Below are 20,697 nucleotides of genomic sequence, written 5' to 3' on the forward strand. Positions count from 1 at the left end.
ACTTTACTCGGTGGGGGGTTTGTCCATCCCCCACTAAGTATTAGCCTTCACCAATCGGGCATTTACGGGCTGTTATCTCCCACCTAACTTCCTTGCATTCGCCGAATTTCGAGGTGGAATTTTACTGCCCGCAAATAGCGGGATAAATGCAATTAGCTTTACTTTGCTCTTATAAATGAAAACTATCCATTCACAATTACGCCACCATTTACATGTATCATTTGCCCTGTCACATATGCCGAATCACTAGACGCTAAATATACATATGCAGGTGCTAATTCATACGGCTGACCAGGCCTTTGCATAGGAACATTACTCCCGAACTGTGATACTTTTTTCTCATCAAAACTAGATGGAATAAGCGGTGTCCAAATTGGTCCTGGTGCAACACCATTTACACGAATTCCTCTTTGTACTAACGACTGAGATAGCGATCTTGTAAAAGCGACAATTGCTCCTTTCGTTGCAGAATAATCAATTAACGTTTCATTTCCTTCATACGCAACGATAGATGCCGTGTTTATAATTACATCCCCTTGCTTTAAATAAGAGAGCGCTGCTTTTGTAACATGAAAATAAGAAAAAATATTAATACGGAACGTTTTTTCTAACTGTTCCGCTGTAATATACTCTAGCCCTTGCTGCGGATATTGCTGTGCGACGTTATTCACAAGAACATTTAAACTCCCCAGCTGCCGGGCGGTCTCTTCCACAATATCTTTACAATGTTGTTCACTACTCAAATCCCCCGGCAGTAATACACAATTCACGCCTTCTTTTTCAACAAGTTGTTTCGTCTCATTTGCATCTTCGTCCTCATCTAAATAAGCAATCGCAATATTTGCTCCCTCTTTTGCAAAAGCGATGGACACAGCTCTCCCAATCCCACTATCTCCCCCTGTAATTAATACATTCTTTCCTTTTAACTTTTCGCTTCCTTTATAATTAGGATCTTCAAACTTTGGACGAGGATTCATTAATGATTCAATACCAGGCTGTTTATTTTGATGTTGCGCTGGCATCGTTAAAAAGGTTTTTTGCTGTGGCATAACTTCCTTCAACTCCTTTTCCCTTATAATGTGCACAATATTAAAAACTACTTACACATAAAAAACCGCAATTCATGCTCATTTTCACGGTTAACATTCGAATTTAAGACATAAAATATGAATTGTTCTAAAGTTTTTATGCAAAACTATTGCAAAATAGTTAAAAAACGAATATTATATATAACTGTTGTGGAAATTATTCGTAAAAAGAAAGGATGTTTATATGTTTAACCTTTCAAAACATAAAACTTCTATTAAAACTGAAATTATGGCAGGTATTATTACCTTTTTAACAATGGCATATATCATTGTCGTAAACCCTGTCATCCTTGGGGATGCAGGCGTTCCATTTGAACAAGCATTTACAGCTACAATTATCGCCGCTGTTGTCGGAACATTATTTATGGCAATCTTTACAAACTTACCAATCGCAATTGCACCAGGTATGGGATTAAATGCTTACTTCTCTTATTCTGTTGTAAAAGCTCATGAAGGCATGACTTTCGCAATTGCATTCTCTGCTGTATTCGTAGCAGGTATGATTTTAATTTTGCTATCATTCACATCTTTCCGTACGAAATTAATGGAAGTAATTCCTGAAAACTTAAAACATGCACTTACTGCTGGTATCGGTCTTTTTATTGCTTTTATCGGTTTACGCTTAACAGGAATTGTTACAAAAAATGATGCAAACTTAGTTGGGCTTGGCGATCTTCACTCTGCTCCAGTTCTACTAGCATTAGCTGGCCTTGGAATTACAATTATCCTTATGTCTTTAAATATAAACGGGGCACTATTTATCGGAATGTTATTAACTGGTATTATCGCTTACTTCACAGGTCAATTAACATTCTCAAACGGCGTTACATCAATGCCTGGATTACCAGAAGGAATTATCGTTTCAAATCCAATTACTGCTGTATCTGATGTAATTAACTACGGATTATACGGCGTTGTGTTCTCATTCTTCCTTGTTACACTATTTGATACAACCGGAACATTACTTGGTGTAGCACAACAAGGTGGATTTATGAAAGATGGAAAGCTTCCAAAAGCAGGACGAGCTCTTCTATCTGACTCATTCTCAGCAACAATTGGAGCTATGTTCGGAACAACACCATCAACGGCTTACATTGAATCATCTGCTGGTGTTGCAGCTGGTGGCCGTACTGGTTTAACAACAATTACAGTAGCTGTTCTATTTGCATTAGCAGCATTCTTCGGACCGTTAGTGAGTGCTGTTTCTGGCGTTTCAGCTATTACAGCACCATCATTAATTATCGTTGGTAGTCTTATGATGGGTTCAGTTCGATATATCGATTGGGATACGTTCGATGAAGCATTCCCAGCATTTTTAGTAATCTTAAGCATGCCACTTACATCAAGTATCTCAACAGGAATTGCACTTGGATTTATTTCATACCCACTTATGAAAGTGGCAAAAGGACAATTCCGTGCTGTTCACCCGCTTGTGTATTTATTCGGAATCTTGTTCGCTTATCAATTAGTTTTCTTACCACATTAAAATCCCTCATAAAGAGGGATTTTTTTACAAATAAAAAAGCCCCCCTCCAAATATAAAGGGCGCTCACAATTTCTAATACCTCTCATCTACCTGTAATTCTGTACTATACTTTTGAATGAAAACTGATGAAATAACCATCATCATTCCTACACTAAACCCAATAAGCTGGTCCAGTAGCATCTCATCATGGATGAACCAACGAAGTAAAAATACACCACCAAAAATAAGCATCATAGTAAACCCAGTATGTCTAAGCCCTTTATATACATTTTTCATATGTATCACCTCTCCACACAATTTTATCCATATTATACCATAACTAATATATATATCTGTTTCTAAAATGGCATTCAGTTATAGATCAATAATAAAAAAGACTGCGGAGAACTTCTTCTCCACAGCCTAATACTTATTTTTGCAAAAATGCCTGTAAATCTGCATACTGTCTCTTCGCATCTTCATAGCCTTGTTCATATAAATTTTGTAGTTTTGCTGTATCCTTCTCCATACGGTCCACTTGAAGCTGCACTTCTGGGCGAATAACAAATAAATTACCAGCTTGTTCTTCTTTTTCAATGTAGTGAAGTGTTTCATTATACACTTCATAACGAGCTAGCATCGTGTTAACAAGGTTCGGATATTTTTTATAAGCTTTCTTTGCAATCCATCCAAATTTTGATTTTTTCTTTGAGTACCCATGATTTCTCGTTAAAATAACAACTGATTTCTTACACCCGTCCGTTTGTGCTTTACGCACTGGAATCGGATCTGAAATCCCGCCATCTAATAACTGCTTACCACGGTAATTTACTACTGGTGTAATGAAAGGTAATGAACTAGATGCTTGTAATAAATTTAGTGCATCATCATTCGTTCCCTCTTTTTCAAAATAAACAGATTGCCCTGTTTCACAATCCGTTGTTCCTATAAGGAAGCGCTCTGGACTATTAAAGTATGTGTCAAAATCAAATGGGACATGCTTTTCTGGAATTTCATGAAAAATGAATTCCATATCAAATAGCTGGCGTTTTTTCCACAAGTTTTTATATGATAAATACTTCGGATGTGATGCATAATCAATATTTACTGTTTTATTTCTATTTCTTTGTCTGGAAAGATACGACGCTGCATGACAAGCACCAGCTGATACACCGATTACATATGGAAAATATAAGTCTTGTTCCATAAAATATTCTAGTATCCCGCCCGTATATACACCACGCATACCGCCGCCTTCTAATACTAATCCCGTATTTTCAAGCATGTTACTCTCTCCTCTTTATATATATTGACTCTTTAATTATTCACTATGTTAAGTATCTTTTTCTATTATATATGAGTTCTTTTAGAAATTATATTCAAAAGGCTTGAAAAAAAGAAAAATAGAGACTCCTCAACAATCCAGTCTCTATTTTAAGCTCTTTGATCAGCAACGATATGAATATCAATATACTTCGTTTGTCTCATAATTTCATTTACAATAGAACCTTTTCGTATTTCTTCCCACCGTGTTCTCGCCGATTGCCCGAGTAAAACTTGTGTCACCTGTAGTCTTTTTGCAACTTCAATAATAACATCAGCCGGCTTTCTTCCTTTCGCTTCTTCTAATACAAAGCTCGCCTCAAATTGATTCGTTAGCGATTTCCATTCTTCAATTATTTGCTTTTTCCCTACTGAAAGGGAATCTATATTTTCCCTTTCTACATTTAAGACATACAATTCAGCGTTTAACCGATCAGCCATGCGCCATCCCCGTCTTATCAATTTCTCCGCTGTCGAACTATATTGCACACAAACGAGAATTTTTTCCTTTACACCAATCGGTTCTATAACTGTTTGGCTGATTTTCTCATCCATATCATCTGCAACTTCGCGAAGCGATAATTCCCTTAGTGCCCCTAAATTATTAAGCGTAAAGAAGTTTTGTAAGCTTTGTTGAATTTTTTCTTCCTTATATATCTTTCCATCTATTAATCTCTTCCTTAGCACTTCCGGCGTTGCATCAACGAGTTGAATTTCATTTGCTTTTTGCAAAATAAAGTCTGGAATACGCTCTCTTACTTTTACATTCGTAATTTGAGCTACAATGTCATGAACACTCTCTAAATGTTGAATATTAAATGCTGATAATACCGATATGCCAGCCTCTAGCAATTCTTGAACATCCATGTAACGTTTTTTATGTTTGGAACCTGGTATATTACTATGGGCAAGTTCATCTACTACAACTACTTGCGGCGCACGCTTTATAATTCCTTCCACATCAAGCTCATAAAATACCTTTCCTTTATAGGAAATTTCTTTTAACGGAACTTTTTCTAAATCAGCAATTGCTTCTTCCGTCTCTATTCTCCCATGTGTTTCAATTAAACCAATTACAATATCAATACCATCTTTTTTCATTTCTCTAGCATCATAGAGCATCTTATAACTTTTCCCTACCCCTGGAGCAGCCCCTACGTATAGCTTTAACTTCCCGCGATTTTGCTGACGAATATATTCTAAATACTCTTCTGGTGTCCGCCTTTGAAACGTCGGTTTATAGTCATCCGCATACAAAACACTCACAACCTTTCTTTCGAAACAACACTACCTCAATCCGTTAGATTGAGGTAGCACTGTTACTATTTCATTAGTTTCTGTAATTCTAAATTTAACTTTAAGACGTTCACGCGATTTTCTCCAAATAAGCCGAGTGCAGCACCTTCCGTTTGATCCTTAATCAATTGATCTAGCTTTTCTTTCGGAATATTCGTTAATTTCGAGATACGATTTACCTGTACGGAAGCCGCCTTCGGACTAATGTCAGGATCAAGCCCTGAACCTGAATTCGTCACTAAATCTATCGGTACTTCTGTAACTGGAACAGTTGGATTTTTTTCCTTCCAGTCTGCAATACTTTTCTCTACTCGTTTCTCTAAATCTGGATTAGACGGTGCATAGTTATTTGAACCAGATGCTTCTGCTTTATATTCTATACTAGAGACACGTCCATGAAAATAACGTGGATCTGTGAAATTTTGACCGATTAATTTCGAACCAATTACTTCATCTTTATCATTATATATAAGACTTCCATCCGCATTATCCTTCATTACCGCTTGCGCAATACCAGTTACAATAAGCGGATATACAAGTCCACACAAGACTAAAAACGTAAAAGTAATACGAATAATTGGTGAAAGTATACTTTGTTTCTTCGCCATCTTTTTTCCCCTCTTCCTTATATGAACAAGCCGACAATCATATCAATTACTTTAATTCCAATGAACGGAACGATAACTCCACCAAGCCCGTAAATGAGTAAGTTTCGGCTAAGCAATGCATTCGAACTCATCGGTTTATATGCAATACCTTTCATCGCCAACGGAATTAGTAATGGAATAATAACCGCATTAAATATTAATGCTGATAAGATTGCTGAAAGCGGTGATGTTAATTTCATAATGTTTAATGCTTCCATTTGCGGAATCGCAAGTGTAAACATTGCTGGAATGATTGCAAAATATTTTGCAATATCATTCGCAATACTAAACGTCGTTAACGCACCACGTGTCATTAACAATTGCTTACCGATTCCTACAACCTCAATAATTTTCGTTGGGTTCGAATCTAAATCGATCATATTGGCCGCTTCTTTCGCAGCTGTCGTACCACTATTCATCGCCAATCCAACGTCAGCTTGTGCTAACGCCGGAGCATCATTTGTACCATCACCTGTCATCGCTACAAGTTTTCCTTTATCTTGCTCTGCTTTAATAACCGCAATTTTATCTTCTGGTTTACATTCAGCAACGAATTCATCTACTCCAGCTTCTTTTGCAATTGTCGCTGCTGTTAATGGGTTATCACCTGTACACATAACCGTTTTAATCCCCATTTGGCGCAATTGTTCAAAACGCTCGCGCATACCAGGTTTTACTGTATCCTTTAAATAGATTAAACCGTAAATACGATCATCTACTGCAACTACAAGTGGTGTTCCGCCCTCTTTTGAAATGAAATCTGCTTTTTGATTCACATCTTTCGGAATCGTTCCGCCTTGTGATTGAACCCATTCAATAACGGCACCAACAGCACCTTTTCTTACTTTCGTTCCATCCTGTAAATCAACACCACTCATTCTCGTTTCTGCTTTAAACGGAACAAATTCACCTTGTTCTGCAAGTTCTCTATTATATGATATAGATTTCGTTTGTACATATTCTATAACTGATCGACCTTCTGGCGTTTCATCTAAAACTGAGCTAATTGCAGCCCATTTCCCTACTTGCTCAATCGTTTCATTCCCTACAGGGAGCAGTGTATGTGCCATCCGGTTCCCGAAAGTGATCGTACCTGTTTTATCTAAAATAATTGTATTAATATCACCCGCAGCTTCTACTGCTTTCCCTGACATCGCTAATACATTAAACTTTGTCACGCGGTCCATCCCGGCAATACCAATCGCTGATAATAATCCACCAATTGTCGTCGGAATTAAACAAACTAACAACGCTACAAGTACAGCTGTATCAATTTGAAACCCTAAATAATTTGTGAAAATCGGCAACGTCACAACAACGATTAAGAAAATAAGCGTTAAACTCGTTAATACTGTATTTAAAGCAATCTCATTCGGCGTTTTTTGACGAGCAGCTCCTTCTACTAAAGAAATCATTTTATCAATAAATGATTCACCAGGATTGCTCGTAATTACAATTGTAATCTCATCACTTACGACCATCGTTCCGCCTGTTACTGAACAAAAATCACCGCCCGCCTCTTTTATTACAGGAGCTGATTCCCCTGTAATTGCAGATTCATCTACAGACGCTAATCCTTTAATTACTTCACCATCATTCGGAATCATTTCTCCTTGTTTTACAATAACAACGTCACCTTTTCTCAGATCAGTTGCTGAAACTTGAACAATATCTCCATTTTCTTTTACAACATTTGCAAACACATCTTTCTTCGATTGTTTTAAAGAATCGGCTTGTGCTTTACCACGACCTTCAGCTAACGCTTCTGCAAAGTTAGCAAATAAAACTGTAAATAATAGAATGAGAGAAACTGTTATATTAAACCACCCTGGTACACTACTAGAACTACTTGGAATAAAGGATAAAATTAACGTAATGATAAATCCAATTTCCACAACGAACATAATCGGATTCTTTATCATTACTTTCGGGTTCAATTTCGCAAAGGATTGTTTCATCGCATGTGTCACGATATCACGATCCATCGTTTTTGCTTGTCTAACCTCATCTTCTACAACATGTATTTGTGACTCGTTCACTTGTTTTTCTTTTACTACTACCGGTCTCATCATTTACCCTCCATTACTTCAATGTAAGAAATTCTGCAATTGGGCCGAGTACTAACATCGGGAAGAATGTTAACGCACCAACAATTACAATCGTTCCGATGAAAATACCTCCAAATAAACTATTATCTGTACGGAACGTTCCGACTGTTTCTGGTACTACCGTCTTCTCTTTCAGTGAAGCTGCAACAGCTAGCATCGTAATTAAACTGAAATAGCGTCCTAAAAACATAACTAAACCAGTCGTAATATTCCAAAACGGTGTATTATCTGCTAATCCTTCAAATCCAGATCCGTTATTCGCAGCTGACGATGTATACTCATATACAACTTGCGTTAAACCGTGGAAACCTGAATGAGAAATTGCATCCGTTCCTAAACTTGTTGAAAGAGCTAATGCCGAAAATCCTAAAATAAGCAATGGATGAAATAATATCGTTACCGCAATTAATTTCATTTCCTTACCTTCAATTTTCTTACCTAAAAACTCTGGTGTCCGACCAACCATTAATCCAGATATAAAGACTGCGATTATTGCATACATAATAATGTTCACAAAACCTGCTCCAACACCGCCGTATACTGTATTTAACATCATATTTACAAGTGGTACTAATCCGCCAATTGGTGTTAATGTATCATGCATCGTATTAACTGCCCCTGTTTCAGCAGCTGTCGTTACTGTTGCGTATAGTGAAGAAAATACAGTCCCGAATCGTACTTCTTTTCCTTCTGTACTTCCTTGTACATGTTCGATACCTATTCCATTTAACGCTGGATTCCCATTTAATTCAGCTGTAGTAATCGTTATAAACCCTAGTAAAAACACCATAAATAGTGAAACGAAAAGGATACGTCCTTGTTTTTTATTTCCTACCATTCGTCCGTACGTAAATGGAAGTGCTGTTGGCAATAACATCATAAGCATCATTTGCAAAATATTACTCATTTGCCCTGGATTTTCGAAAGGATGTGTAGAGTTTGCTCCGAAAAATCCACCGCCGTTATTTCCAAGTTCCTTAATTGAAACGAATGATGCAACTGGCCCACGTAAAATACTTTGCTTCGCACCGTCAATTGTTTGTGCTGTAACAGCTCCGTCCAACGTTTGTGGTACACCAAGTGCGACAAAGACTAGCGCCGCAATAAATGCGATAGGAAGAAAAACTCTCGTTAATGCTCTCGTAAAATCAACGAAAAAGTTACCGAGTTCTTTTCCAGCCAGTCCTCTAATAAAAGCCATAACGAGCGCTAACGTCGTTGCTGGTGCCGCAAACATTAAAAATGTAATCCCGATTAATTGTGATAAATAAGATAAACCATTTTCACCGCTGTAATGCTGTAAGTTTGTATCAGCCATAAAACTAATCGCTGTATTAAAAGCGAGCGTAGGCTCCATCCCTTCAATATGCGCTGGATTTAATGGCAATACACCTTGTAATCTGAAAATGAAATATACGACGACAATCATAAATCCATTGAGTAGAACCAAAGATAATGCGTACTGTTTCCACGTTTGATTGTATGCTTTTACACCTGTAATTTTAAAAATAAGTTTCTCAAAAGGCCCGAATACTTTATCTAGCTTCTTGCTACCTTGAAAGGCTTTCTCTAAATAAATCCCCATTGGCTTTGCTACTAGAATAAACAAGAGCATTGTAATAACGACTGCAACCCAAATCATAATGAATGATTCCCCCTAATTAAAACTTTTCTGGATTTAATAATGCGTATACTAAGTACACCGTAATCGCTGCAACAATAACCGATAAGGCAATCATCATGATTGCTTCCCTTCTTTCACAACTTTATCTGACCAACTTGCAAGACTTGCCATCGATGCGACTAACCCAACAAAAATCCCGATCATTACAACATCTAACATAACTACCCCTCACTTTTTGTTAAAATTTACCATCTCGTTATCAAAAAAAGAACACTAAGCTCTACTTAGTGTTCGAAACGAACAACACAAAGTAAACCTCCTCTCTAAACGCTTACGAGGTTAGCTGTCGGATTCGGGCCTAAAGAGTAGCCCTACTTTCAAAATTGAAAGATTCACCCCAAGTGACGATGCACAAAATTGGTTCCCCCGCTCCATTTCTGGAACTCAGCGATTTTAGGTTTTTTTTGGAAATTTCATAAATGATTTATGAGAGTAAATATACTCCTCTATATTTAACTTGTAAAGAGGCAAATTACTGAAAATAAGAAAATATTCCATCGTTTAAACGCTTACATTACGGGTTATTAATATTCTTTCATCTATTTTCTTGTCTTTTCTTTCTTTTTCATAAAAATGATCCTTTAAATATGAAATAGAAAGAGCGAATTACATGAAGTGCATAGCTTGTTGCACTCAGTATTCACTCTCTTAAACTCTTTACCTTATTTTCTTCTCCAAAGCAAACAAGCGTTAATTCCATATATCTCATCCTCCTTAGCATAAAAGAACTCAAACATAGATTGATATTCTCCTATACTAATCAGACCGACGAAGTGATATATCCATCATGGCACCGCCCTCTCTCAAGACGCTTACGAAGTTAGCTGTCGGATTCGGGCTTTGAGAGTTGCCCTACTTTCAAAATTGAAAGATTCATCCCTAGTGACGACGCACAAATTGGTTCCCCCGCTCCATACATTTGAACTCAGCGTATTACAAAAAATGTATTCTGGCTGATATATCACTCCTGTATTTGGAAAAATTAAACATAAAAAAAGCCAGTTAACAAACTGGCTTCTCATGTCTTTATACACGTGTATTATTCATCTTATAAGCAAAATGATTCGGCGGCCCATGACCACTACCAATATTCAATGGCTCTTCAATCGCTATACTAATAAATCGTTTTGCTTCTTGAACTGCCTCTTCAATTGAATACCCTTTAGCAAGTCCTGCTGTAACTGCAGACGCGAATGTACATCCGCTTCCGTGCGTTTGCTTCGAAGGAATTCGTTCACTTCTAAATTCAATAAACTCTTCTCCATCAAAGAGTAAATCAATTACTTCATTACCTTGATATTCTGCATGTCCGCCCTTCATAAGCACATATTTAGCACCTAATTCGTGCAATACTTTCGCAGCTTCTTTACTATCTTCTATATTTTGAATCTCCATCCCAGTTAACACTTCTGCTTCCGGAACATTCGGTGTTACAACAGTTGCTACTGGTAATAAATATTCCTTTAATGCTTGTACTGCTTCTTGTTGTAATAATGATGCTCCGCCTTTTGCAATCATAACAGGATCTAGTACAATATTATTCCAGCCAAATTTCTTAATATGTTCTGCAACAATTTGAATAATTTCACTGCTAAATAGCATCCCTAGTTTCACAGCATCTGGTGTTAAATCCGTACCAATTGAATTCAGCTGTTCCTTAATTCCTTCTAAAGAAACAGGATATACCCCTTGAACGCCAAGCGTATTTTGAGCAGTAATTGCTGTAATAACCGTCATTCCATACACACCAAGCTCTTGGAATGTTTTTAAATCTGCTTGAATTCCAGCGCCGCCTCCGCTATCAGATCCTGCAATCGTTAAAGCTTTATTCACTTTCATCTCACTCATCCTTTTCTATCCAAAATAGCGATGATAAATTGTTTTCGCTTCACTTATATCTTTCGTTCCATGCACAAGTACACGACCATCTTTGAAAGCAACTAATCTCTTTTCTTCAACAGAAAATGATAATAAATATGGATTTACATTCAAATCATTCACGCGATTATTTAGCAATTCTTTATATTGCTCAAAATTCATTTCTTCTTTATGAGGTGGTCTAATTTGAACTGTATTTCTCCCGCATAACATTGCTGTTTTTGAAGTGTTTTCTTTATTTAAATACGGATATAATGCTTGCTCACCACATGATAGACAATTATGTTTACGAAGCTTTTGCACATTCATACATGAATACTCATTTTTCCATACATCAAATGATACAAGCCCATCTCGAAGCGAGTCATAATCTTCTACTAACAGTTTAAGTGTTTCCGTTACTTGATGAGAAACGACAAGAGATACAGCAGGTGATATAATCCCCGCTGTATCACATGTCGCTCCGCCAAGCGGAATCGATTGTAATAAACAAGATAAACATGGCGTTTTACCTGGAAGAATAGTATAAGAAAGACCGTAACTTCCTACACATGCCCCGTAAACCCATGGAATAGAATATTTTTGCGATATATCATTCACAACGAAACGCGTTTCGAAATTATCAGTCGCATCGATAATTACATCAACATTTGTAACGAGTTCTTCTAACTCTTCAGCCGTTACATCTTGAACGAGAGCTTCTACTCTTACTTCACTATTAATCTCTTCTAGACGTTTTTTTGCCGCCACAGCCTTCGGAAGGTTATTCTCTACATCACTCTCTGCATACAAGTGCTGTCTTTGTAAATTACTCCAATCCACATAATCGCGGTCAACAATTGTTACTGTGCCCACGCCAGCTCTTACAAACATCTCTGCATTTGCACTACCTAATGCACCTGCACCGATAATCAGTACATGCTTTTCTCTTATCTTTTGTTGCCCTTCTCCCCCAATTGGAGAAAATAGTTCTTGGCGAGAATATCGATTATTCAACTACGCTCATTCCTTCTAAAGGACTACTTGCCGTTGCACAACGTTTACGTGCAATACGACCTGCTTCAAACCCTAATCGTCCTGCCTCAATACCTAATTTCATAGCGTATGCCATTTTAATAGGATCTTTTGCCCCCGACACAGCCGTATTTAATAACACACCATCTGCTCCTAATTCCATCGCAAATGCCGCATCAGCTGGGCTACCAATACCAGCATCCACGATAACTGGTACTGTCGCTTGTTCAATAATGAAACTTAAATTTAATGGATTTACAATACCAAGTCCTGAACCAATCGGTGATGCACCTGGCATAATGGCATGCACGCCAAGTTCTTGTAATTTACGCGCTAATACAACATCATCAGATGTGTACGGTAGAACAATAAATCCTTCTTCCAGTAACATTTCAGATGCTTTTAACGTTTCTACCGGATCAGGTAATAACGTTCTATCATCACCAATAACTTCTACTTTTATCATGTCACAAAGTCCAGAAGCTTTTGCTAATTTCGCAATTCGAACAGCTTCTTCAGCATTTTTTGCTCCTGCTGTATTTGGTAATAACGTATATTTTTTCACATCAAGTTTCTCTAATAAATTAGGTTGCTTCGCATCAAATATATCCATGCGACGTACTGCGAACGTTAAAATTTCAGCCTCAGCAACGTCAATTGCTTTTTGCTGTACATCAAAATCAGAGAATTTCCCTGTTCCTAATAAAAGTCTAGAATGAAATGAAAATGGTCCAATGTTTAACATAATCAACCGCCTCCTACGAAAGTTACAATCTCAATTTGGTCTCCATCAAAAACTGATGTATCTTTATGATCATCCTTTTGTAAAATATCTTTATTACGCTCCACTACAACAATTCTGTTATCTAATTCTAAATGTGTAAGTAGCTCAGCTACTGTTTTCACACTCACTGGCACTTCAATTTGATTACCATTAATTTTTAAATTCAAACTTCCATCCCCTTTCTAAACCGATTTAGAAAGCAATGAATCTAGCAGATGATTCTCCTGCTTTCCTTCTATTAAATCAGCCATATACTGACCAGAAACAGGACTTAATAAAATACCGTTTCGATAATGTCCAGTACAAGCATATAAACCTTTTATTTCTTCATGCTCTCCCATATAAGGAGCTTCATGATTCGATTGTGGTCTTAATCCTGCCCATGTACTTTCCCACTCTGCTTCTTTTAAAGCAGGTAATATCGTATAAGCACGCTCTAATATGGAAGTAATACTTTCTGGTTGTACAGATTTATTGAACGTATGAGGCTTCATCGTTGCCCCAATCACATAACGGCCACCGCGCTTCGGCGTAATATAAAACCGCTCTTGGAAAATAGGAGCTTTCAAGAGAGGTTTCCTACTTCTTACTGCAACAACCTCTCCCTTAACAGGATATGTACCCCAATCACTATGGAAATAATGTAGTAATTTCGTACTCCATGACCCTCCAGCGATAACGACTTTTTCGCATGTGATTACACCTTCACTCGTAACAATCCCAGTCACTTTATTATTCTCAATACGAATATCAAACACTTCTGTTTGTTCATATATGTCAGCTCCAGAAAATGATGCGGAGTGTGCGAATGCTTTCGTAAGCTCTGGTGCAATAACGTGACCGTCTTTTGGATAATATACAGCCCCTATAATTGACTCGGAAAGAAATGGCTCTTTTTCCCGCAAACGATCCCCCGTTAGAAAATAGGAATCTTCACCTGTTTTCTGTTGCCAATCCATAATATGAAGAATTCTTTCCTTCTCCTCTTCATTTTGGGCAATGCGATAAATGCCTTTTTCCTCATACCCAATATCGATGCCTGTTTTTTCACGTAAAACTTCTGCAAGTTGTGGAAATATAGCACGGCTTTCTCTAGCAAGCTCAAACAGCGGATCATATTCATCCCATTCTGCCTGAACACCGAGCAAACCAGCAGCTGCTTTCGAAGCTTCAGATGCGATTCTTTGCTTCTCTATAATCGCTACTTTATGCCCTCTTTCTGCTAGAAAGTGTGCAACTGAACTACCAATTACACCTCCGCCAATAATCGCTACATCATACTTCTTACACATGTTTTCCCGCCCACTTTCTTATTGATTCCTTATAAGATTTCGCCTTGCTATACGGATTACTACTGCTTATAATCCCGGACATAACAGCAATGCCACTTACACCATTTGCAAGAACATCACCTGTATTTTCAGGAGTGATTCCACCAATTGCAGTTATTGGTATGGATAAACATCTTGCCATATGAGCAATTTCTTCTAATCCTCTTGCTGGCACATCCTTTTTACAAGCAGTTGGAAATACATGACCGTAAACGAGTGAATCCGCTCCATCTTTAAATGCCACTATCGCTTCATCTAAAGAATGTACTGAATAGCCAACATGCAAATAAGAAAACTTTTCTTTCACCGACCTTACATCTGCGCTTCGATATCCTAGCTGCACACGCGGAATATTTAATAGCATAGCAATATCAATTCGATCATTTATCACTATCTTCGATGCCGGAAAGCCTTTCTCCAAAAAACTTTCCACACCTTCATACAATTCCTTCGTACTTTTCTCACGCTCACGAATATGCAAATAATCAATCTCACTCTCAATTTGCATCGCTACATTCACTAACTCTTCGAATGGCATGTGACCATTTGAGATTACATGGAGCTCATTTTTCATATTCATTCGCCTACTTTAAAATGGTTTCGAATAATTCATCGGCTGGAACGATTTCTTTCGTCATTCCTTTTTCTTTCAGCCATTTATTTTGTTTCTCCCATGACTCTTTTGAATCTGATAAGAATGGCTCATCTTTCGTTTCCATTTTCTCTAATAAAATTTTCATACTTTCTTTTTCAACTTCTGGTACAAGCGGGAAATTTTCTTTTTCTTGATGATTTAATAAAATATTTAATGATTCATCCGGATTTTTCTTCATGAAATCATATCCTTTTTTCGCACCACGTAAAAAGGCCTGTAATGCTTCTTTATCCTTTTTCAAAGTTTTATCACCTGTTACAAATACAAGTTCATGATAATTCGGTACACCGTAATCAGCTGGATTAAAGTACGCCGGCTCATGACCCTCATGACGCATAACAGGTACTTCATGGTTAATATATGCTCCTGTTACAGCATCTACTTTTTTCGTAATTAGCGCTGGTACTAAATCGAATCCAACATCAACTACTTTTACTGTATCTGGATTACCACCATCTTCTTTTATCATCGTTTTTAAATATGCTTCACTTAAAGGGGTTCCAGAATATCCAACTGTTTTTCCTTCTAAGTCTTTAGGTGACTTAATACCTGCTGATTTCAGCGATACAACATGATTTAACGGCGAACGTACGACAGCTCCAATTGATTTCACTGGAATTTGTTCATTTGCTTTTGCCATGACAACATCCGGTTGATAATACAAACCAACTGTCACTTTCCCTGCTGCCGCTAGCGTTAATGGATCAGTCGGATTAGAAGGGAATTTAATATTCACCTTTACTCCTTCTTCTTTAAAGTACCCTTTTTCAATTGCCGTATAAATAAAGCTATGTACCGCATTTGGATACCAATCGAGCATTACTGTTATTTCTTTTTCTGTTTTATTCTTATCTGATGCTGAATTACTCGAACATCCTGCAATCATTGCAACTAATAATGTAAACACAAAGATGCGTTTTAATAATTTCATGAATGTTTCCTCCAACTAATAAATTTCTTTTCTAATATCGAAACAAGTATGACGAAGAAAATAGCTAATAATGATAACAATACAATTGGTGCAAACACACCAGCTCCGTCTAACTGCGTCATCATTCTTTTACTGAAATATCCAAGCCCAGCTTGTGCACCGAGCCATTCTCCAATTGCTGCTCCGATAACACTAAGCGGAACGGCAATTTTTAACGCTGAGAAAAAATAAGGAAGAGCAGATGGCAATTTTAGCTTTAAAAAAATATCTTTTTTCGTTGCACCATACGTAACTAAGAGCTCCTCCCATTCTTTCTTCGTACTACGCAGCCCATCATACGTATTTACCGCAATTGGGAAAAATGTAATTAAGACAGTGACAACAACCTTGCTCCAAATGGTATATCCAAACCATAAAACAAATAGTGGCGCAAGTGCTGTAATCGGGATTGTTTGAGAAGCTACTAATAATGGATAAAATGCTCTTTCCATCCACGTACTCGCATTCATTAACATTGCTAGCCCTACGCCCAGTACGATAGAAATAACAACACCTATTAAAACGACGTACAACGTTGCAGGTAAATGAACCGTAAATAATATATCTTTCAGCGCCCATATCTTCATGACAATTGCAGAAGGTGATGGCAAAATGTACATCTCATCTACAATTCTTGCGCCTACTTCCCATAGAGCAAGCAAAATTCCACTTAATATGAGGGCAGGTAATAACTCCTTCAAGCGATTCATCATACGAGTACCTGCTTTTGTAACATACTAAGGATCTCTTCTTTAAGCGCTAATACTTCAGGCTTATATAAATCTTTTCTTGTTCGGTTACGATCAAGCGGCACAATTCGCTCAGTTAAAGTTGCTATCGGTTGATTTTCTACAACCAAAATTCGATTAGAAAGAAACAAGGCTTCTTCAACATCATGAGTGATAAATAAAATTGTTTTTTCCCACTCTTTCCATTGTTCAAACAACCATTCTTGCAAAGATGCCTTCGTTAAAGCGTCCAATGCGCTAAACGGTTCATCTAACAATAATATCTCCCCGCCTGTTAATAAAGTTCGGATAAAAGATACGCGTTGCCTCATACCACCAGATAAATCTTTCGGATATTTTTTCTCGTACCCTTGTAAACCAAATTTATGTAACAGTTCTTTCGCTTTTACTTGCGCTTCTTTCTTCTGCACACCTTGGCACTCTAGCGGCAGGGCCGCATTCTCAATAATCGTCCTCCACGGTAAGAGCATATCTTTTTGGGGCATATACCCTACAGAATGACTCTTTGTTTCTGTCAGCTCTATCTGTCCAGTACTTGCCTCTTCTAAGCCTGTAATAAGGCGAAATAAAGTACTTTTCCCGCATCCACTCGGTCCGATAATACTTACAAACTCTTTATCTTGTATAGAAGCATTTAATTCATCGATGATTGGTTTCTCATCATAATGAAAGGAAACATTATGAAACTGTAGTATGTTCTTGCTCCTCAAAACCCCACATCTCCTTACGATAAGCCATATCCCAGAATAAATATTCAAATCGGCTGGAATATAAGAAAATCTCCTCTAATCGATCTAGCTCTTCCTCTGACTTTCCAACTGCCATTTCATTTAATAAATCTATTAACCAAATACAAAGGTTACCGTATTCTTCAGAACTATATCCTTGAATCCACTCTCCAAAGAACTCATGATCTCTTGCTCCAGGAATATCATTTAAACGCTTTCCAATCTCCCAATAGCTCCACATACATGGAAGTAAAGCTGATATTAATTCTGCAAGTGTGCCATTTTGAGATACAGACATCATGTAATTTGTATAGGCTAAATTTTTAGCAGATGGTTTCGCAGATTCCATCTCTTGTGCAGAAATACCAAGTCTTTTTGCATACTGTTTATGAATCGTCATTTCACCATTTAAAATCCCATCAATTTGCTCTGCAAATTTTGCCATAACTTGTGGATTCGTTGCCTTTACAACCCCAATTGCATATAGCTTTGCATAATCTAACAAATATAAATAATCTTGAATAATATAGTACTGGAATTTGTCTTTTTCCAACGTACCATCCCCCATACCTACTACAAACGGATGATTATGACTTTTCTCCCAAACAGGCTGCACCGTATCAAATAATCTTTCACAAAATTTCATTAATAATTCCCCTTCCTATATATCTATTTATCTCAATAAAAAAACCACTTCTGTATATAAGAAGTGGTTACAGCAAATAAAATTATAATTTATTCGTTGTTCCACTTCCCTTCGCTAGTATTATCTAGATCAGGTGTTGTAAGGGTTAAGGATTATTCCTCTCTCAGCACGAAAAGCACCCCTAGTGGTGTTAATATGAAATTTTCAAATAAAAAAGCCCCGTTTCTATACGCAAAGAAACGGGGACTCATTGTTAGTGTCCGAATTGCTTCCCTACGCTAGCATAATCTAGATCAGGTAATAAAAAGGATCAAAGACTTAAGGTCTTACTCTCAGCTGGCAACACCAGCCCTCCTAGCAAACTATAAAATTATCACTGTCAGTATAACACCGACATAAGACATCATCAACTGTTTTAATTTTCTCAATTGCGAATTAATCCTTAACGTGTTAAACAAATATAAATGCGACCCCACAAATGATATATACAATATTTATATACGAATCTCTCTTCTAGCATTATTTTTATTGATTTCATATTACATTTATGTGAATACGACCAATATATTATATCTTTATACTATAATGAAATTACAACTATACAACTAGAGGAGGTCTTTATTACATGAATATGAAAGCTACAGCTTTAACAGCAACTACTATCGCAATCGCTTCTTTACTTCCTTCTATGGGAGAATCCGATATACAAGCAGCGGCTGCTAAGCAACCATCTACAGTAAAAACTGGATATGTAAAAATTGATAACGTTGCACTACATCAAAATAACCATGCAGACAGTGCAATAATTGATAACATTCGATTTAATAGCCCTGTTACTATTCTTGAGACAACTCAAGATTGGTATAAAGTATCTGTTAACAACAAAACAGGCTATATGAAAAAAGAGGCAATTCTATTCAAAAAAAATGTTCAACCAAAAAATCAATATATCGTAAATGCAAACGCATTAAACGTTCGTTCTGAACCTAATACACAGTCTTCTATTCTAGATATATTACCAAATGGTCAATTCATTACCATTCAAGGTGAACAAGGGGATTGGTACAAAATATTACATAACGGGCAAATTGGTTACGTCCAAAAAACATTTGTATCTAATGGATCCACACCTCTAGTAAAAGGTGTAACTGTACAAGGTTCTCCTTCTTATACTGTTGCAACACCAAAATTAAATGTACGCAGCAACGCTAGTACAAGTAGCACTCTACTTGGCTCATTACAAAATGGTACACAAGTACAAGTAGTAGAAACGGTAGGTACTTGGTATAAAATTCGTTTTGGCACAGTATACGGATATGTAGCAAAACACTATGTAGTGCAAAATCAAAATCAAGCACAAGCTAAAACAGCTCAACCTGCATCAATTCCAGCAGTTTTCAAATTCCCTACTCAAGGGAAAATCAGCTCCACTTTTGATATGCGCTGGGAGCAAATGCATTATGGTATAGATATAGCAGCACAAGGAAATGTCTCTATTCAAGCTGCTGCTGCAGGTAAAGTTGTGAAATCTTATTATTCAGCTAGCTACGGCAATGTCGTGTTCATCGCCCACCAAATAAATGGGAAATTATATACAACAGTTTATGCTCATATGAAGGATCGCACTGTACAAGCTGGTGATCAAATACAAACTGGACAATTAGTAGGTCATATGGGAAACACAGGTCATTCATACGGGCAACATCTTCATTTTGAATTACATAATGGGGAATGGAATTTGGAAAAAACAAATGCAGTGAACCCACTGCCATATTTAGTTAGGTAAATTATATGCCACGCAATATACCTCTCCTTATTGAATACCTGGCCTTTTTAGGTTTAATCTGTTGTTTAATCATTTATAATACGAACACTGCATTCTTATCTATTATTATTACTTTTGTTGCTTTAGAAATCATTATGGAAGCATTACAAATGCGGCTAAAACAAAAAATTGCCCATATTTATAATGCAATTTTTCTTTTGAGTGCTCTTATAACAAATATAATTAGTAATGGTTTTTATTTATCTACCGTACTTCCTGTATTCTTTATAGGTGTTTTATTATTCATAGCTAGATACGTTCATGTTTCTAATAACCAAAAACATGAACAAGAAGCTTAGAAAGAGGAGACACTGTGTACCCATCTTTCAAAGATAATCCAATGAAATATATATTGAATTTATATGAAAAAATGAATACTTTTTTTGGTATACAAGGAAGTTATACTGCACAACTTCTCCTTTATGGAATGTTATTTCTTATCTTAGTTACTTTCTCCTTGCTTTACTAACAAAAAAGGATCTCACATAAACTTGAGATCCTTTTTA

General features: G+C 36.9%; 22 protein-coding genes and 4 riboswitches. Of the genes, 3 read left to right on the forward strand and 19 right to left on the reverse strand.

Annotated features, from left to right (window positions below; all coding sequences use genetic code 11):
* Window positions 1-182 precede the first annotated feature (182 nt).
* Entirely contained in the window at window positions 183-1,049 is an 867-nt protein-coding gene (locus tag MKX77_RS20330; RefSeq protein ID WP_341307641.1) for an SDR family oxidoreductase, read from the reverse strand.
* Window positions 1,050-1,272: 223 nt separating this feature from the next.
* Here MKX77_RS20330 and MKX77_RS20335 point away from each other — a divergent pair, with 223 nt between their 5' ends.
* A complete protein-coding gene (locus tag MKX77_RS20335; RefSeq protein ID WP_341307642.1) occupies window positions 1,273-2,574 on the forward strand; it encodes an NCS2 family permease in 1,302 nt (433 codons plus the stop codon).
* Between the two features lie 72 nt (window positions 2,575-2,646).
* Here the strand turns inward: MKX77_RS20335 and MKX77_RS20340 are convergent, their stop codons facing one another.
* From MKX77_RS20340 to tenA, 18 genes are all read right to left on the reverse strand, one after another.
* Window positions 2,647-2,850, reverse strand: coding sequence for a hypothetical protein (locus MKX77_RS20340; RefSeq protein ID WP_341307643.1), 204 nt, complete (start codon window positions 2,848-2,850; stop codon window positions 2,647-2,649).
* A 133-nt stretch (window positions 2,851-2,983) separates the two neighbouring features.
* Window positions 2,984-3,838, reverse strand: coding sequence for a patatin-like phospholipase family protein (locus MKX77_RS20345; protein ID WP_341307644.1), 855 nt, complete (start codon window positions 3,836-3,838; stop codon window positions 2,984-2,986).
* 149 nt (window positions 3,839-3,987) lie between these two features.
* On the reverse strand, window positions 3,988-5,142 hold the full coding sequence (gene kdpDN / locus MKX77_RS20350; protein ID WP_341307645.1) for a KdpD-like non-kinase potassium sensor: 1,155 nt from the start codon (window positions 5,140-5,142) through the stop codon (window positions 3,988-3,990).
* 56 nt (window positions 5,143-5,198) lie between these two features.
* The gene (kdpC, locus tag MKX77_RS20355; RefSeq protein ID WP_341307646.1) at window positions 5,199-5,780 is read right to left on the reverse strand and encodes a K(+)-transporting ATPase subunit C; all 582 of its coding nucleotides are present in this window, start codon (window positions 5,778-5,780) and stop codon (window positions 5,199-5,201) included.
* A 17-nt stretch (window positions 5,781-5,797) separates the two neighbouring features.
* Window positions 5,798-7,888: a potassium-transporting ATPase subunit KdpB gene (gene kdpB, locus MKX77_RS20360; protein WP_341307647.1), complete on the reverse strand. Its 2,091-nt coding sequence runs from the start codon at window positions 7,886-7,888 to the stop codon at window positions 5,798-5,800.
* A gap of 13 nt (window positions 7,889-7,901) precedes the next feature.
* Window positions 7,902-9,569 (reverse strand): potassium-transporting ATPase subunit KdpA, encoded by a 1,668-nt coding sequence (kdpA, locus tag MKX77_RS20365; RefSeq protein ID WP_341307648.1) that lies wholly within the window; start codon window positions 9,567-9,569, stop codon window positions 7,902-7,904.
* A gap of 19 nt (window positions 9,570-9,588) precedes the next feature.
* Window positions 9,589-9,669 (reverse strand): K(+)-transporting ATPase subunit F, encoded by an 81-nt coding sequence (gene kdpF, locus MKX77_RS20370; RefSeq protein WP_000972378.1) that lies wholly within the window; start codon window positions 9,667-9,669, stop codon window positions 9,589-9,591.
* The gene (locus tag MKX77_RS20375; RefSeq protein ID WP_000887888.1) at window positions 9,666-9,770 is read right to left on the reverse strand and encodes a SipW-dependent-type signal peptide-containing protein; all 105 of its coding nucleotides are present in this window, start codon (window positions 9,768-9,770) and stop codon (window positions 9,666-9,668) included. Before MKX77_RS20375 ends, kdpF begins: the two co-directional genes overlap by 4 nt.
* A gap of 95 nt (window positions 9,771-9,865) precedes the next feature.
* Window positions 9,866-10,011, reverse strand: a riboswitch (cyclic di-AMP (ydaO/yuaA leader).
* Window positions 10,012-10,404: 393 nt separating this feature from the next.
* Window positions 10,405-10,552, reverse strand: a riboswitch (cyclic di-AMP (ydaO/yuaA leader).
* An 85-nt stretch (window positions 10,553-10,637) separates the two neighbouring features.
* A complete protein-coding gene (gene thiD, locus MKX77_RS20380) occupies window positions 10,638-11,459 on the reverse strand; it encodes a bifunctional hydroxymethylpyrimidine kinase/phosphomethylpyrimidine kinase (protein ID WP_341307649.1) in 822 nt (273 codons plus the stop codon).
* Between the two features lie 6 nt (window positions 11,460-11,465).
* Entirely contained in the window at window positions 11,466-12,485 is a 1,020-nt protein-coding gene (locus MKX77_RS20385) for a thiazole biosynthesis adenylyltransferase ThiF (protein WP_341307650.1), read from the reverse strand.
* A complete protein-coding gene (thiG, locus tag MKX77_RS20390) occupies window positions 12,478-13,248 on the reverse strand; it encodes a thiazole synthase (RefSeq protein ID WP_341307651.1) in 771 nt (256 codons plus the stop codon). Before thiG ends, MKX77_RS20385 begins: the two co-directional genes overlap by 8 nt.
* 2 nt (window positions 13,249-13,250) lie before the next feature.
* Window positions 13,251-13,454, reverse strand: coding sequence for a sulfur carrier protein ThiS (gene thiS / locus MKX77_RS20395; RefSeq protein WP_033718047.1), 204 nt, complete (start codon window positions 13,452-13,454; stop codon window positions 13,251-13,253).
* A gap of 15 nt (window positions 13,455-13,469) precedes the next feature.
* Window positions 13,470-14,579 (reverse strand): glycine oxidase ThiO, encoded by a 1,110-nt coding sequence (gene thiO / locus MKX77_RS20400; protein ID WP_341307652.1) that lies wholly within the window; start codon window positions 14,577-14,579, stop codon window positions 13,470-13,472.
* Window positions 14,572-15,192, reverse strand: a complete 621-nt coding sequence (tenI, locus tag MKX77_RS20405) for a thiazole tautomerase TenI (RefSeq protein WP_341307653.1) — start codon at window positions 15,190-15,192, stop codon at window positions 14,572-14,574. The genes thiO and tenI overlap by 8 nt, the downstream gene beginning before the upstream one ends.
* Window positions 15,193-15,202: 10 nt before the next feature.
* Complete coding sequence (locus MKX77_RS20410) at window positions 15,203-16,204, reverse strand: ABC transporter substrate-binding protein (protein WP_341307654.1); 1,002 nt, start codon at window positions 16,202-16,204, stop codon at window positions 15,203-15,205.
* On the reverse strand, window positions 16,201-16,953 hold the full coding sequence (locus tag MKX77_RS20415) for an ABC transporter permease (protein ID WP_215556560.1): 753 nt from the start codon (window positions 16,951-16,953) through the stop codon (window positions 16,201-16,203). Before MKX77_RS20415 ends, MKX77_RS20410 begins: the two co-directional genes overlap by 4 nt.
* Entirely contained in the window at window positions 16,953-17,702 is a 750-nt protein-coding gene (locus MKX77_RS20420) for an ABC transporter ATP-binding protein (protein ID WP_341307655.1), read from the reverse strand. The genes MKX77_RS20415 and MKX77_RS20420 overlap by 1 nt, the downstream gene beginning before the upstream one ends.
* Window positions 17,671-18,366 (reverse strand): thiaminase II, encoded by a 696-nt coding sequence (gene tenA, locus MKX77_RS20425; protein WP_341307656.1) that lies wholly within the window; start codon window positions 18,364-18,366, stop codon window positions 17,671-17,673. Before tenA ends, MKX77_RS20420 begins: the two co-directional genes overlap by 32 nt.
* A gap of 89 nt (window positions 18,367-18,455) precedes the next feature.
* Window positions 18,456-18,559, reverse strand: a riboswitch (TPP riboswitch).
* A 60-nt stretch (window positions 18,560-18,619) separates the two neighbouring features.
* Window positions 18,620-18,732: riboswitch (TPP riboswitch) on the reverse strand.
* A 259-nt stretch (window positions 18,733-18,991) separates the two neighbouring features.
* Between tenA and MKX77_RS20430 the strand changes: the two genes are divergently transcribed.
* Both MKX77_RS20430 and MKX77_RS20435 read left to right on the forward strand, forming a co-directional pair.
* Window positions 18,992-20,152 carry an SH3 domain-containing protein gene (locus MKX77_RS20430; protein WP_341307657.1) on the forward strand — a complete coding sequence of 387 codons (1,161 nt, stop codon included), beginning with the start codon at window positions 18,992-18,994 and terminating at the stop codon, window positions 20,150-20,152.
* Window positions 20,153-20,157: 5 nt separating this feature from the next.
* Window positions 20,158-20,490, forward strand: coding sequence for a hypothetical protein (locus MKX77_RS20435; protein ID WP_341307658.1), 333 nt, complete (start codon window positions 20,158-20,160; stop codon window positions 20,488-20,490).
* The last annotated feature ends 207 nt before the right edge of the window (window positions 20,491-20,697 follow it).

This window comes from Bacillus sp. FSL R9-9410 (genome assembly GCF_038050385.1).
In the GTDB taxonomy this organism is placed as follows: domain Bacteria; phylum Bacillota; class Bacilli; order Bacillales; family Bacillaceae_G; genus Bacillus_A; species Bacillus_A cereus_U.

Bases quoted from the DNA above. Each gene is read 5' to 3' on its own strand.
- MKX77_RS20430 (WP_341307657.1), top strand. From the start codon at position 18,992: ATGAATATGAAAGCTACAGCTTTAACAGCAACTACTATCGCAATCGCT.
- thiG (WP_341307651.1), bottom strand. From the start codon at position 13,248: ATGTTAAACATTGGACCATTTTCATTTCATTCTAGACTTTTATTAGGA.
- MKX77_RS20345 (WP_341307644.1), bottom strand. From the start codon at position 3,838: ATGCTTGAAAATACGGGATTAGTATTAGAAGGCGGCGGTATGCGTGGT.
- kdpB (WP_341307647.1), bottom strand. From the start codon at position 7,888: ATGAGACCGGTAGTAGTAAAAGAAAAACAAGTGAACGAGTCACAAATA.
- thiD (WP_341307649.1), bottom strand. From the start codon at position 11,459: ATGAGTGAGATGAAAGTGAATAAAGCTTTAACGATTGCAGGATCTGAT.
- MKX77_RS20330 (WP_341307641.1), bottom strand. From the start codon at position 1,049: ATGCCACAGCAAAAAACCTTTTTAACGATGCCAGCGCAACATCAAAAT.
- thiO (WP_341307652.1), bottom strand. From the start codon at position 14,579: ATGTGTAAGAAGTATGATGTAGCGATTATTGGCGGAGGTGTAATTGGT.
- MKX77_RS20340 (WP_341307643.1), bottom strand. From the start codon at position 2,850: ATGAAAAATGTATATAAAGGGCTTAGACATACTGGGTTTACTATGATG.
- MKX77_RS20435 (WP_341307658.1), top strand. From the start codon at position 20,158: ATGCCACGCAATATACCTCTCCTTATTGAATACCTGGCCTTTTTAGGT.
- MKX77_RS20335 (WP_341307642.1), top strand. From the start codon at position 1,273: ATGTTTAACCTTTCAAAACATAAAACTTCTATTAAAACTGAAATTATG.
- kdpA (WP_341307648.1), bottom strand. From the start codon at position 9,569: ATGATTTGGGTTGCAGTCGTTATTACAATGCTCTTGTTTATTCTAGTA.
- kdpC (WP_341307646.1), bottom strand. From the start codon at position 5,780: ATGGCGAAGAAACAAAGTATACTTTCACCAATTATTCGTATTACTTTT.
- kdpF (WP_000972378.1), bottom strand. From the start codon at position 9,669: ATGATGATTGCCTTATCGGTTATTGTTGCAGCGATTACGGTGTACTTA.
- tenA (WP_341307656.1), bottom strand. From the start codon at position 18,366: ATGAAATTTTGTGAAAGATTATTTGATACGGTGCAGCCTGTTTGGGAG.
- tenI (WP_341307653.1), bottom strand. From the start codon at position 15,192: ATGAAAAATGAGCTCCATGTAATCTCAAATGGTCACATGCCATTCGAA.
- MKX77_RS20415 (WP_215556560.1), bottom strand. From the start codon at position 16,953: ATGAATCGCTTGAAGGAGTTATTACCTGCCCTCATATTAAGTGGAATT.
- MKX77_RS20410 (WP_341307654.1), bottom strand. From the start codon at position 16,204: ATGAAATTATTAAAACGCATCTTTGTGTTTACATTATTAGTTGCAATG.
- MKX77_RS20375 (WP_000887888.1), bottom strand. From the start codon at position 9,770: ATGTTAGATGTTGTAATGATCGGGATTTTTGTTGGGTTAGTCGCATCG.